The sequence below is a fragment of the Shimia marina genome, from assembly GCF_001458175.1.
Classification (GTDB): Bacteria; Pseudomonadota; Alphaproteobacteria; order Rhodobacterales; family Rhodobacteraceae; genus Shimia; species Shimia marina.
Window position 1 is genome coordinate 269,659 of record NZ_CYPW01000006.1, and the last position, 13,079, is coordinate 282,737.

A 13,079-nucleotide genomic window follows, 5' to 3' on the forward strand; every position below is an offset into this window, starting at 1 on the left:
GAGCCGCGCCCGTCAGGGCGCGACCGCTGGATCACCCCACAACGTTGAACTCAGGACCATAGGGATAGCCGGTGATATTCTCATTGCCGTCGTCTGTGATCACCAGAATATCATGTTCCCGATATCCACCCGCGCCCGGTTCACCTTCCGCAATGGTCAGCATCGGCTCCATCGAAATAACCATACCCGGCTCCAGCACCGTTGGAATGTCTTCCCGAAGCTCCAACCCCGCCTCGCGCCCATAATAGTGGCTCAGCACACCAAAGCTGTGCCCATAGCCAAAGGTGCGATATTGCAGCAAATCGCGCGCCGCAAAGAACGCATTGATCTGTTCCGTCACCTCAGCGCAGCTCGCGCCGGGCTTCAGCAACGAAATGCCCAGCTCATGCGCCCCCACATTGGCCTCCCACAGCTTGAGGCTGGCATCATCCACCTCGCCCACAAAAAGCGTCCGCTCCAACGCGGTGTAATAGCCGGAGATCATCGGAAAGGTATTGAGTGACAGGATATCCCCACGCTGCAATTTGCGTGCGGTCACGGGGTTATGCGCCCCATCGGTGTTGATCCCGGACTGAAACCAAACCCAAGTGTCGCGATACTCGGCATCCGGGAATCTTTTGGCAATCTCAAGCTCCATCGCGTCACGCCCAGCCATGGCCACGTCAATCTCACGCACGCCTTCCTTGATGGCGTCACGGATCGCATAGCCCCCCACATCGGCCACCGCGGCCCCGGCCCGGATCAGCGCAATTTCCGCCGCACTCTTATGCATACGCTGGCGCATGGTAGGCTCATACAAATCCACCATCTTTGATGGTGCAAGGAAGCTTTGCAACTTGCCCTGCTGCAGCATGGTCAGGTGGTCACTTTCATAGCCAATCGCCGCAGCTTCCCCCGTGATGGATTTGATCGCACGCCAGTAATTATCGCGCTGCCAATCCGTATAGGTGATATTGTCGCCATAACAGCGCCGCCAGGGCTGCCCTGCATCAATCCCTGCAGAGATGGTCACACAATCAGACGCGGTCACCACCACCGCATAGGGCCGGCCAAAGGCACAATAAGTGAACCCAGAATAGTAGGACACATTGTGCATGGATGTGAACACAGCGGCATCCACCCCATGCGCAGCCATAATGGCGCGCAATCCCGTCACGCGCGCGGCATATTCCGCCTCAGCAAATTGCAAAGGCGCTTTTTCACCATTGTGGAAACGATAGAATTCAGGACGTGCAGTCATTTCGACCTCCGATCAAAGAGGTCCCGGCGTTCAGGACTGATAAGATAAAAGCGCATTCCGTGCAGGTGTGACCCGCCTGATGTTGGAATGTGGCGACGCCATCGCCAGTGCTGGCTCAGATATTGCACAAATCATGCCGGATTGGACAAGCAAATTCTGACACAACCCAAGCGCGCACAACCTTGCGCCCAAGTTTTTTGCGCTTACGGTGACACCACAGGAGGCAGCCATGCAAACCGGACCCAACAACCTCATCACCGACATTGCAGGCCTGCGCGTCGGCCATGCACAGGATGACACCCTCAAAAGTGGGGCCAGTGTTCTGATTGGCGCAGCACCGTTCACCTGTGGGGTCAGCGTGATGGGCGGGGCCCCCGGCACCCGGGAAACAGATCTTCTGGCCCCGGACAAAACCGTGCAGCAGGTCGATGCGCTCACCCTATCGGGCGGTTCGGCCTTTGGTTTGGATGCCTCTTCTGGCGTGGCAGATGCACTGCGCCACCAAGGGCGCGGTTTCCCGGTTGGGGATCAGACCGTCCCCATCGTGCCCGGTGCCATTCTGTTCGATCTGCTCAATGGCGGCGATAAAAGCTGGGGTGACAACCCCTATAAAGCCCTCGGTGCTGCGGCGCTGGCTGCGGCGGATACAGAGTTTGCGCTTGGCTCCCTTGGCGCGGGCACCGGCTGCACCCTCGCCTCCCACATAGGCGGTCTTGGCTCTGCATCCATAATTTTGCCATCCGGCCATACGGTCGGGGCTTTGGTCGCGGTCAATGCACTTGGCGACGCCTCCCCAGATGGGCAACACTTCTGGGCCGCACCTTGGGAGATCGACGCCGAATTTGGTGGCAGAGGTCTGTTGCCCAACGCGCCGACCACACTGCCCAATACCAAGCTGTCCAGTCACAATACCACCATCGCCATTGTCGCAACCGACGCCGCATTGACACAGGCGCAATGCACCCGCATGGCGACAGCCGCCCATGACGGCATGGCCCGCGCCTTGGTCCCGTCACATACCCCGATGGATGGAGATTTGATCTTTGGCGTCAGCACCGATGCCAAACCGCTCAGCGATGAGATTGCCGACACATTGTGGATAGGTCATGCCGCCGCCACCTGTCTCGCGCGGGCCATTGCGCGGGGTGTCTGGCACGCCACGCCAAAGCCAGGCGATCTTTTGCCCTGCATGAATCCCTAGGCAAACAGCATGCGTGCCACGTCACTCTGCGCATCCGCAAAAGTATCGATGACATCAAAATGGTGCTTCCCGCCTGCCACGATGCGATCACAGCCCCATGCCTCAGACAGCCAACGCGCCTGATCGAGAAACACAGGCCGCTCCTGCGCCCCAACCAGAACGGTCACCGCCACGCCAGCGCGCGGGCGCTGCCACACCGGGCTTTCCGCCTCACATTCCGCCGCATCCAAATGCAGTTTCTCATTCATCGCAGTTCGCATCAGCGGGCGCAGATCCGCAACCGGTGAAATCGGCATGACGCGCGTGATGCGCTGCGCAACCTCTTCCCGCAAGACACCCGCGCAGATCATGCGCGCCACCAGATGGCCACCAGCCGAATGCCCCGCCAAGACGATTGGTCCTTCAACCATTGCCGAGGCTTTGGTCACGGCCTCAGCAATCTGGCCAGTGATGTCAGAAATCCGCACCTCAGGCGCCAGATCATAAGACGGGATAGCGACAGCCCACCCCTGTGCGACGGCCGCCCGTGCTAGATGGCTCCAATAGGATTTATCAAAGGCCATCCAGTAGCCGCCATGCACAAACACAAAAAGCCCTTTGGCCGCACCTTTTGGCGTGATCAGATCAAGCTTCTGGCGCGCGCCAGCCCCGTAGGCCACATCCTCCTGCGCCCCTGCGGAAGTGCGAAATGCGGCCGCCTCTTTTGCCCACCGCGGTGGAAACCCATCCGCCCCGGCAATATACGCCCCATTGGAATAGGCATCATCCCAATCCATCTCAATCTCCCCCAAACAGATCTATCTGGCACTCTGCGCGAAAGCAGGGGCAAGCTCAAACCGCTTTTGAGAGGGGGCCTCGGGTCTTTAACAAATCTGTCATGCCACCGTTACAGGCGCGTCACCTCCCCATGCGACGCCCAGCGCAGAATTCAACATGGAGATGCAAAATGTTGCTGCGCAACCTATGCCTGACCTCCGCGTTGGCCCTGACCGCTGGTCATGCCGCCGCCGAGATGAACTTCAACCGCATCGCCTCGTTCCCTGTTGTCAAAAACATGGCCGAAGGCGAAGACACCCAACGCGAAACCTCCCCGGAAATCATTGCCGCCACCCAAGACGGCATGACACTGGTCTATACAGACAGCCCGCTGGGCGTGCTGGGCCGCATCGACATCTCCGATCCGAGCAGCCCCCAGCCCTTGGGCAATGTGGCCCTTGTGGGGGAGCCGACCTCTGTTGGCATCATCGGCGATGTCGCCATCGTCGGCGTAAACACCTCTGAAAGCTACACACAGCCCTCCGGCGTGCTTCAGGCCATCAATATCACAGACGGCACCGTCGCCGCCTCTTGTGATCTGGGCGGTCAACCAGACAGCGTCGCCATTGCACCGGATCAGAGCTTTGTTTCGGTTGCCATTGAAAACGAGCGTGACGAAGACCTTGGCGATGGCCGCACCGGTCAAATGCCTGCGGGCATGCTGGCCATGGTCTCGCTGACTGACGGCGCGCTCGCCTGTGACACACTGCGCATGGTCGATATGACGGGCCTCGCAGAGGTCTCCCCCGAAGATCCGGAACCAGAGTATGTTTCGATCAACGCGCTGGGGGAAACGGTTGTGACCCTGCAGGAAAACAACCACATGGTGGTTGTCTCCAAAGAGGGTGAGGTGATCTCTCACTTCTCCGCAGGCGCGGTGGATCTGGACGGCATTGATGCCACCGACGAGCGCGGCGCCCTGATCTTCACTGAGAGCCAGAAAGCCCGCCTGCGTGAGCCGGATGCGGTGACTTGGATTGATGACAGTCATTTCGCCACCGCCAACGAAGGCGATATGGATGGCGGCTCCCGTGGCTGGACCATCTTCCACAAGGACGGCACCGTTGTGTACGAAAGCGGCACCGACTTTGAAAAAGCCATCATCCAGATCGGTCACTATCCGGACAAACGCTCTGACAGCAAAGGTGTGGAGCCTGAGAGCGTGACCTTCGCCAGTTTCAACGGCACACCTTATGTGTTTGTAGGTGCCGAACGCGCCTCTGTTGTGGGGGTCTATGATGTCACCAACCCAGCCTCCCCTGTTCTGAAGCAGCTTCTGCCCTCCGGTGTTGGTCCAGAAGGCTATGTGGCCATTCCAGAGCGCAACCTGTTGATTTCGGCGAACGAAAAAGACCTGATCGAAGACGGCGGCGCGCGGGCGCATGTGATGCTTTTTGAATATCAGAATGCACCGGCCTCTTATCCGCATCTGACCTCGGAAGGCGCTGATGAATTGATCGGCTGGGGCGCGCTCTCGAGCATGGTTGCCGACAAGGACGGCATCATCTGGGCGGTGAATGACAGTTTCTATGGCTTCCAGCCGTCTATCTTCAAAATCGACACCACCCAGACACCGGCCCGCATCGTCGATGTGATCCGCGTTCACCGTCAAAATGGTACGCCTGCCCAGAAGATCGACATGGAAGGCATCACACTTGATGGCAAAGGCGGCTTCTACGTGGCGTCCGAAGGCCGCACCGACCGCGTGGTCCCTCATGCGATTTACCACGTCTCTGCAGAGGGTCTGATCAAGGATCGCAAAGGCGAAATCGGCCTCCCCGCAGAGCTGATGGCTGTTGAAAAACGCTTCGGCTTTGAGGGCATCACCAGAATTGGCGACACCCTTTGGATGGCGGTGCAGCGGGAATGGAAAGACGATCCCAAAAACCACGTGAAGCTTGTGGCCTATAACCTTGAGACAAAGGAATGGGGCGCCGTGCACTACCCCAAAGCCGAGCCAGCAACCGGTTGGGTCGGTCTCTCAGAAATCGTTGCCCACGGGGACTGGGTCTATGTTGTGGAGCGTGACAATCAACACGACCACCGCGCCGTGACCAAGAAAATCTACCGCATCTCCGCTTCCGAAATGGTGCCTGCCCCCCTTGGTGGCCCCCTGCCAGTGGTGTCCAAAACGCTGGTGCGTGACCTGCTGCCAGATCTCACCTCCACCGGAGGCTATGTTCTGGACAAGGTCGAAGGTCTGGCCATTCTGGAAGATGGCACCGCTTTCTTCTCAACCGACAATGACGGTGTAGATGACCACTCCGGTGAGACAATTTTCCTGAACATCGGCAATATCGAACCTGCCGCCAACTGATCAGACTCTCCCCGTCAGACCAGTCAGAGCCCCGTTGCCTCCTCGGCAGCGGGGCTTATGCCTTTAGCCGCATCCACATGAGATAAACGGCCACGCTGGCAGCAGCCAAACTGCCCGACCACACCAATGCGCCCTGGAACCCCAGCCACTCCGCCATCCCACCAATCGCGCCAGCGCCAAGCGCCGATCCGCCTGCTGCGATCACAGCCCAAAGGCTCATCACACGCCCCCGCATATCATCCTCAAGATCGAGCTGAATCGCCGTCTGCGTTGAAATCGCGGTCACCGTGGTCACAAAAGACATGCCCGCCGCTACGGCCAGCGCCATATGCCAATGGTTCACCAGCCCAAGCAGCGCCACAAGACAGAGCCCCAACACAATCGCCAGACGGGTCAGCAACGGCAGCCGCCCCGGCACTTGCGGTGGCAGGGCCGCCTGAGAGAAACCACCCACAATTGCGCCAATCCCGGTGACACTCATCAACACGCCCAGCCCGTCAGCCCCGCGGCCAAAGACGCCATCTGCCAACGGTGGCAAGACTTCCAGCGCGCCCCGCGCCACCAAGGCCAGCACCCCGGCCACAAACATGGCCTCCCGCACCGCTGAGGTCTGCCAGACATAGCGCACCCCTGCGGCCAATGCCTGAAAGAACGGCTCCTGCGCACTGCCGGTCTGCCGACGTGGGCGCAGCGACAGGCGCGACAGGGCCACCAGATAGGGCACAAACAAAAGCCACTGCACCAAAAGCGTGTGCCCCACGCCAATCGTTGCAATCAAAACGCCGCCCACCGCCGGCCCCACCATACGCGCAATATTGAAATTAATCGCCACAATGGTCACGACGGACCCGACATATTCGCGCCGCACCAACCGAGGCGTCAGCGCCATGCGCACCGGATGATTGGCGGCCATCACCATGCCAATCAGCAGGGAGAGCAACGCCAATAGAAACGGTGTTTCCATACCTGTCGCTACAATCGCCCAAAGCAGGCCGCACAACAGGAAGTTACAGCCTTGAACAGCCAAGACCGCATGTTTGACGTTCATCCGGTCCACCCAGACACCCATCAACGGCGACAGCATGATGGATGGCGCAAACAACAGCATGGCAATAAAGCCAACAAAACTCGAAGAGCCCGTCATCTCCCAGGCCAGCCAGCCCATCGCAATGCGCTGCATCCAGATGGCCAGCAATCCGAAAGCGGCTCCAAAGACATAGGCGCGAAAATTGGCCGATTTCAAAGCGCCCAAATTCACGCGCCACTCCTACTGTCAGAAATCATCGGGGCAGTCTGAACTGAACATGTTAAGAGTGCAACCAACGAAAAACGCGCGCCCCAATCGGAACGCGCGCTCCCCTTCATGGGGCTGACAGCAAGGGAGGAGGATCTGTCAGTTGGTTTCTTCGGATCAGTTGACGGCCTTCGCGTCCACCACATCCTGCTCCACGGCCTTGGGTGCGCCTGTGGAAATCTCAATGCGCCGCGGCTTGAGCGCCTCAGGAATTTCACGCTGCAAATCAATATGCAGCATACCATCCTCATGGCTCGCGCCCGTGACGCGCACATGGTCCGCCAGATGGAAGCGCCGTTCAAAAGCGCGGGTGGCAATCCCACGGTGCAGATATGTTTTATCCTTGGCGTCATCGCCTTTCTTGGCGGTCACGATCAGCGCATTTTCCTTGACCTCAATGCTCAGGTCATCTGCGCCAAATCCGGCAACCGCCAAAGAGATGCGATAGGCATCATTGGCGGTCTTCTCGATATTATATGGGGGGTAGCTCGGCTGGGCGACATCATTGGACAGAACACGGTCCATCATATTTGCCAACTGATCAAAACCAACGGTCGACCGGTACAGCGGAGCCAGATCAAAAGTGCGCATGGGTTATCCTCCATTGAGCGACAACAATATGTATAATGCCTTCCCGAGGGACAGGCGGTTATGCGTAAGACCCGATTGCGGCGCCTTACGAAAATAGAGGTATGCGCAGATACTGGGGTTTCAAGCCCCTGTCTTTCACAGCGGCTTGAAAAATAGAAAATCCAAAACAAATCAAATAACTAACAGATGACTAAGGGCGTACAAACTTGGCCCCAGACGTGCTGCGTGTGCCAATCTGGATACGTTTCACGCCCGCTGGGGCCTGCGCCACGGGCCGGTCTCCAACCCGCATACGCCGCTTCAACTCCGCCACAACCTCCGGCAGCTCCATGCCAAAGGAAACCTTCTGCCCCTCTGGATTGTCCCCGGTCGCAGAGACCACCGAAAGGATCCGCACCCGATTGCCATAGCGCACAAAAACAGGCGCTCCCGAAGAGCCAAAAGTCACGTTGCAATCAAAGGTCAACATCCCCCAGCCGCGCTCCAGAATGGAACAATCGCGCTGCCACGACAGATGCTCACTGCGCCCACGACCATAACTCAGCACAGAGACTTTCTCTCCCTCCTGCGGGTCCACATGGATCGCAAAAGGATCCGCCTCCGAACTTGAGATTGGAGAGGCCAGCCGCAACAGCGCAACATCATGCGGGATCATTTTGGTGCTGATTTTGCCATCCGCGCTGTCCTGATAGCCCGCATCAACAACGATGCGATTGACCTGCCGCTCCGTCAGGGACTGCCCCTCAACATAACCCGCTCGAAACATAATCTGATCCGCGGGCAGAAGGCGCCCATTTGCGTCAAACACACAATGCGCTGCGGTCAGCACCTGATCGGGCGCAATAAGCGCAGCGGTGCAAAACCCGGCACCGGCGGCGTCCAGGCGCCCTATCGCCTCCCACCCCAGTAAATCCCCACGGCGCAGCAAGGGCTGCAAACGCTCCTCTGCGGCCAAAGGCTGCGTGATCACGCTCAAAATCACAGAGAACAGACATCCCAAGACCCGCATCGCCATCTCCTCCAAACCTCAGTTCGCGCCGATTATGGGCGAATAAACTTTGCCCCTGTTGCGCTGCGATCCTGCAAAGACGCCGTGCCTGTCGCCTGAAAGGGCTCCGCCTCATGAGCTGCCAGAAGCTCAGGCAGGCTGTGATCCAGCGCGGCACCCAACGCCACTTTACTGCCCTTCAGATCCGCCTTGGCCGCAACCACGGACGCAATGCGCACCTGGTCGCGATCAAACACAAACACCGGTGCGCCGCTGCTGCCAAAATCGATATTGCAGGACAGCACATGCACCCCGCGCTGACGCCCCATCACTTGACACATCTCTTGCAAAGAGGGGGCTTCTGCGCGGCCAACCGCATAAGACACCACACCGATCTGAGAGCCCTTGCGCAGCCCACCAGTGGTTTCAAATGGATCAATCGTCGTGTTGCGAACGGGGTGATGCAGCTCAAGAAGCGCCAGATCATTCTGAATATTCTCAGTCGATGCCGTATCCGACCGCGCATACTTCGGATGGACAGTCGCGCGCCGCACCGTGCGATAGGCTTCCGCACGCCCATTGCGCCAGCCTGCCCGAAATTCAATTGCACCAATCGCATGGGGCGCACCGCTGCCTTTGGCAAACAAACAATGTGCCGCCGTCAACACCAGATCCGGCGCGATCAAAGTCCCGGTGCAAAATCCCCGCCCATCAATTTCCAGACGCCCAACCGCGCCCCATTGGCGGCTGTCTTCTCCGGTATCAAGACGGCGTAGTCCCGAATCCTGCGCAGCGGCAAAAGACGCCAAAAACATCGTGAACAGCACTGTAAAACGCAACAGCATGGGATCTCCATCAGAAGGGGCTCTGGTTTGATTAACCTTGATCTACCCCGAAGCTAAGGCGGAATTAGGGCAAGCCAACGCCCAATGATAGATCATTTCCCCATCCGCCAAGGTTCTGGGGCCGCTGGCAAGCGCGGAGACGAGGCGCTATGGTATGCCCCATGACTCTGAACACGCTCTCCACCCAGTTTTCCACACTTGATGCCATCGCGGTTGCAGTGATTGTGCTTGCTTGGATCATCACAACGCATCTCATTGAGAACCCGCCGAAAAACCACCCGTCTGTGTCGCGCCTCATGGCATTCTATCGGCAGGAATGGATGGTACATTATGTGGAGCGCAACGTGCGGGTGTTTGATGCCCAAATCATGGGGAACCTACGCCAAAGCACAGCGTTCTTTGCCTCCTCCTCCATGATCGCCATTGGCGCTCTGGTGGCCTTGATTGGCAACACTGATCAAATAGCAGGCGTCACCCGTGACCTCACCCAAAGCGCAGAGCCGGCGCTGGTTTTGGAGCTCAAGCTGGTGCTTGTGCTGCTCTTCATCGGCAATGCCTTTCTGAAGTTTGTCTGGTCACATCGCCTGTTCGGCTATTGCTCGGTCCTGATGGCCGCTGTGCCCAATGACGCAGAGCACCCCGCAGCCCTGTCACGCGCTCAGAAAGCAGGTGCCATCAACATCACCGCCTCCCGCAGCTTCAACCGCGGGATCCGCGCGATATATTTTGCCTTGGCCGCCATCTGCTGGATTCTCGGGCCGCTGGCCCTGTTGTTGGCGGTGATGGTCACGGTGATCGTTCTGGGACGACGTGAATTCGCCTCCCAATCCAGAGCCGCGCTGCTGAAAGAGCCCCGTTAAACCGGCGTAATCTGCCTTGGTGCGCAGCTATACCCGGTGGTAGGGCGCGCCTGCCAGAATACTGGCCGCGCGGTAGAGCTGTTCGCTCAGCATCACGCGCACCAACATATGTGGCCAGACCATTTTGCCAAAGCTCAATTTGGCATCCACCCGCGCCCGCAAGCTCGGATCGATCCCATCCGCACCGCCGATCACGAAAGCCAGATCGCTGCGCCCGTCATCGCGCCAACCAGAAATCTGTGTGGCAAAATCCGGGCTGCTCATCACCTTGCCACGCTCATCCAGCGCACAGATGACGGCGCCTTTGGGGATCACCCCTTCCAGCAAGTTCGCCTCGGCAGCCATACCGCCGCCTTTGCGATCTTCAACCTCATGCACCGCCACAGGCCCAAGCCCCAAGGCCCGGCCCGTGCGATCAAACCGCGTCAGGTAATCGTCAAGCAGGTCGCGCTCAGGGCCAGACCGGAGCCGGCCCACGGCGCAGATATGCACCTTCAGTGCCATACGTTGTCCTTCCGGCTCTCCAGATCGTCAGAGGGCCGCCTGAAACTCTATGCGGAGCCGCCGGGGACCCACATCTTTTCGAGTTGATAGAACTCGCGCACTTCAGGGCGGAAGATATGTACAATCACATCACCGGTATCGACCAGAACCCAATCCCCTGTGTCCTTGCCTTCCACTTTCGCGGCGCGGCCAAACTCATGTTTGAGACGTTCCACCAGTTTTTCGGCAAGCGCCACAACCTGACGCGAAGAGCGCCCGGAGCAGATCACCATATAATCGCCAATCGACGTTTTGCCGCGCAGATCAATCTGCGCCACGTCTTCAGCTTTATCTTCATCCAGTGAGGTGAGGATACGGGCAAGCAGTGCCTCGCTTGTCGCATCCGAAGAGTCCGACGTCACAATCGGACCTGTGTCAGCAGCATTTGCCACGTCAGTGTTCAAAGACAGAAGTCTGCCCTCCTTGTAGCGCACCCGTCAGCCCCGGTGCCGGGCATAAATTCAAGATAGCACCGGTTGGACGTTTTCTCAACGAAAGGCAAGATGGATTCCGCAAAACCCTTAAAAATCGCGTATTTTCCATGCGCCAAAGACAGAAATCTCCATCGCGCCATCGCCCTCCAAGATATGTTGAGGCATTGCAGCTCCAATTGCTGCGGGGCAAAATCTCGCAATGGCACTCATTTTCTGCCCCCATCGGCCTCGGAAAAACGTTAAGGCATTGATGGGCGCGGGGTGTCCTCGGCCTCCTGGAGTACCCGCACCTCGCGTTGCGGGAACGGCAGTGAAATGCCCTCTGCCTGAAACGCATCCCAAAGCGCCAGATATACATTGCCCCGGATGTTGGTCAGCCCACCCGTCGGGTCCTTGATCCAGAACCGCAGAATGTAATCCACGCTGCTGTCTCCAAAACTCACAATATGGCAGACAGGCGTATTGGGATAGGTCAGAACGCGCTCAACAGATTTGGCCGCCTCCACCGCCACTCTGCGCACCTGATGCGGATCATCACCGTAAGCCGTGCCAAAGTAGATATCGAGCCGCACATAGGTGTTGGAATGAGACCAATTCACCACCTGATTGGTGATCAAATCCTCATTCGGTATCAAAAACTCGCGCCCGTCCCTTGTCACCACACTGACGTAGCGCGCGCCCAAAGAGTTAATCCAGCCAAAGGTTTCTCCAAGCGAGATCACATCACCGGGCTTGATAGACTTGTCCATCAGAATGATCAGCCCGGACACAAGGTTAGACACCACCTTTTGGAGGCCAAAGCCAAGCCCCACGCCAATAAAACCGGTCAGAAACGCCAGTCCCTTGAGGTCAAACCCAATGATGCGCAAACCAATAAAAAAGGCAGCACTGTAGAAAAACACTTGTAACAGCTTGCCAAACAGAACCCGCATGGAGGGCGATATGTCTTCACTGCGCATCAGCCGTGCATCGGCCTGACGGGAGGCCAGCCGCGTGAGTGCGAAGGTCACGCCCAGCATCAAAATCGCCTGCGCAATCATCCAAAGCGAAATCCGGGTTTCGCCAAACACCAATGCCATACTGTCCATCAACAAGACGGCATCGTCACGCAGCCCCGTCAGCACCAAAGTGACCCAGATCCAAGCGCCATATCTCAGAAAAGCGCGGAGCGTGGTGTTCTGCACCACCCGAAGCACCACAACAACCACCAGCCAGGCCAATGCCAGATTGGCAAGCCCAACCAGAAGGTAGGAACGGCTCGGCCAGGTAGCCGCGCGCATCCCCCACACGGTGAACCAGATCAACACATTGAAAATAAACAGCGCCATGCGCCGATGCATCATCATGGCATAGCGATAACGCCATTTCGGCCATCCCTCGCGCGTCTTCAGCCAAGCGTAAAACCGCGGCTTGAAAACAAAAGCCAATCCATAGGCCACTGCTATGAGGACCAGCGCGATCACCACCTGATAAGCCGCCCAAGGGCGCAACAGGCTCTCGGAGAAATCCACCAACCGCGCCCATATGCCCAGCGCGATCTCGGTTGTTTCGGTGCTATCTTGCGGAACGTCCGTATCAGGCACGTGGCGCTCGGCGCCTGCGATACGATCCAACTCGGTTTCGTCCGTCGCCGCAGAGGGATCAACGGCATCGGCGGCGGATGTCTGGAGCTCTTCTTCCATGCATCATCCTTGCACGTGGCCCTGCGTCGAGGCAACGCAGCATTCTGCACCCTGCGTCACTTCTCTGTGGCTTCTGCTTGAAGGAATCCGCCTGTCCGTGTACTGGGATCATATGAAACGCATCTACGACATCTCTGACCGCGCCTTTTTGCCATGGCGATTCTTTGGTCAGTCGAAATCCGTCGTCGCCGCGCTATGAGCTTGCGGCGCAGCATTGCTGCGCCTTTCTGACAGCCATTTCTTCTAGCTATACAAACAGAATGGAGAG

At 58.2% G+C, this 13,079-nt stretch carries 12 protein-coding genes; 3 read left to right on the forward strand and 9 right to left on the reverse strand.

The features are described from left to right. Nucleotides 1–31 precede the first annotated feature (31 nt). Entirely contained in the window at nucleotides 32–1,240 is a 1,209-nt protein-coding gene (locus tag SHM7688_RS03140) for an aminopeptidase P family protein (RefSeq protein WP_058238546.1), read from the reverse strand. Between the two features lie 229 nt (nucleotides 1,241–1,469). Here SHM7688_RS03140 and SHM7688_RS03145 point away from each other — a divergent pair, with 229 nt between their 5' ends. Further along, nucleotides 1,470–2,441: a P1 family peptidase gene (locus tag SHM7688_RS03145; protein ID WP_058238547.1), complete on the forward strand. Its 972-nt coding sequence runs from the start codon at nucleotides 1,470–1,472 to the stop codon at nucleotides 2,439–2,441. Here SHM7688_RS03145 and SHM7688_RS03150 read toward each other — a convergent pair. Beyond that, on the reverse strand, nucleotides 2,438–3,217 hold the full coding sequence (locus tag SHM7688_RS03150) for a hormone-sensitive lipase (protein WP_058238976.1): 780 nt from the start codon (nucleotides 3,215–3,217) through the stop codon (nucleotides 2,438–2,440). The genes SHM7688_RS03145 and SHM7688_RS03150 overlap by 4 nt on opposite strands. Nucleotides 3,218–3,387: 170 nt before the next feature. Here SHM7688_RS03150 and SHM7688_RS03155 point away from each other — a divergent pair, with 170 nt between their 5' ends. Next, nucleotides 3,388–5,574, forward strand: a complete 2,187-nt coding sequence (locus SHM7688_RS03155) for an esterase-like activity of phytase family protein (RefSeq protein ID WP_058238548.1) — start codon at nucleotides 3,388–3,390, stop codon at nucleotides 5,572–5,574. A gap of 55 nt (nucleotides 5,575–5,629) precedes the next feature. Here SHM7688_RS03155 and SHM7688_RS03160 read toward each other — a convergent pair whose 3' ends face one another. The 4 genes from SHM7688_RS03160 to SHM7688_RS03175 all read right to left on the reverse strand — a co-directional run bounded on the left by SHM7688_RS03160 (nucleotide 5,630) and on the right by SHM7688_RS03175 (nucleotide 9,292). Further along, complete coding sequence (locus SHM7688_RS03160) at nucleotides 5,630–6,832, reverse strand: MFS transporter (RefSeq protein ID WP_058238549.1); 1,203 nt, start codon at nucleotides 6,830–6,832, stop codon at nucleotides 5,630–5,632. Nucleotides 6,833–6,985: 153 nt separating this feature from the next. Beyond that, nucleotides 6,986–7,459, reverse strand: coding sequence for an Hsp20 family protein (locus tag SHM7688_RS03165; RefSeq protein ID WP_058238550.1), 474 nt, complete (start codon nucleotides 7,457–7,459; stop codon nucleotides 6,986–6,988). Nucleotides 7,460–7,649: 190 nt separating this feature from the next. Continuing rightward, nucleotides 7,650–8,468 (reverse strand): trypsin-like serine peptidase, encoded by an 819-nt coding sequence (locus SHM7688_RS03170; RefSeq protein WP_058238551.1) that lies wholly within the window; start codon nucleotides 8,466–8,468, stop codon nucleotides 7,650–7,652. Between the two features lie 32 nt (nucleotides 8,469–8,500). Continuing rightward, entirely contained in the window at nucleotides 8,501–9,292 is a 792-nt protein-coding gene (locus tag SHM7688_RS03175; protein ID WP_083498889.1) for a trypsin-like serine peptidase, read from the reverse strand. Between the two features lie 161 nt (nucleotides 9,293–9,453). Here SHM7688_RS03175 and SHM7688_RS03180 point away from each other — a divergent pair, with 161 nt between their 5' ends. Continuing rightward, a complete protein-coding gene (locus SHM7688_RS03180; RefSeq protein WP_058238552.1) occupies nucleotides 9,454–10,152 on the forward strand; it encodes a DUF599 domain-containing protein in 699 nt (232 codons plus the stop codon). A 27-nt stretch (nucleotides 10,153–10,179) separates the two neighbouring features. Here SHM7688_RS03180 and rlmH read toward each other — a convergent pair whose 3' ends face one another. The 3 genes from rlmH to SHM7688_RS03195 all read right to left on the reverse strand — a co-directional run bounded on the left by rlmH (nucleotide 10,180) and on the right by SHM7688_RS03195 (nucleotide 12,811). Then, nucleotides 10,180–10,650, reverse strand: coding sequence for a 23S rRNA (pseudouridine(1915)-N(3))-methyltransferase RlmH (gene rlmH, locus SHM7688_RS03185; protein ID WP_058238978.1), 471 nt, complete (start codon nucleotides 10,648–10,650; stop codon nucleotides 10,180–10,182). A 53-nt stretch (nucleotides 10,651–10,703) separates the two neighbouring features. After that, entirely contained in the window at nucleotides 10,704–11,087 is a 384-nt protein-coding gene (gene rsfS, locus SHM7688_RS03190; protein ID WP_223229161.1) for a ribosome silencing factor, read from the reverse strand. 281 nt (nucleotides 11,088–11,368) lie between these two features. Then, nucleotides 11,369–12,811, reverse strand: coding sequence for a mechanosensitive ion channel family protein (locus SHM7688_RS03195; protein WP_083498891.1), 1,443 nt, complete (start codon nucleotides 12,809–12,811; stop codon nucleotides 11,369–11,371). Nucleotides 12,812–13,079 lie beyond the last annotated feature (268 nt).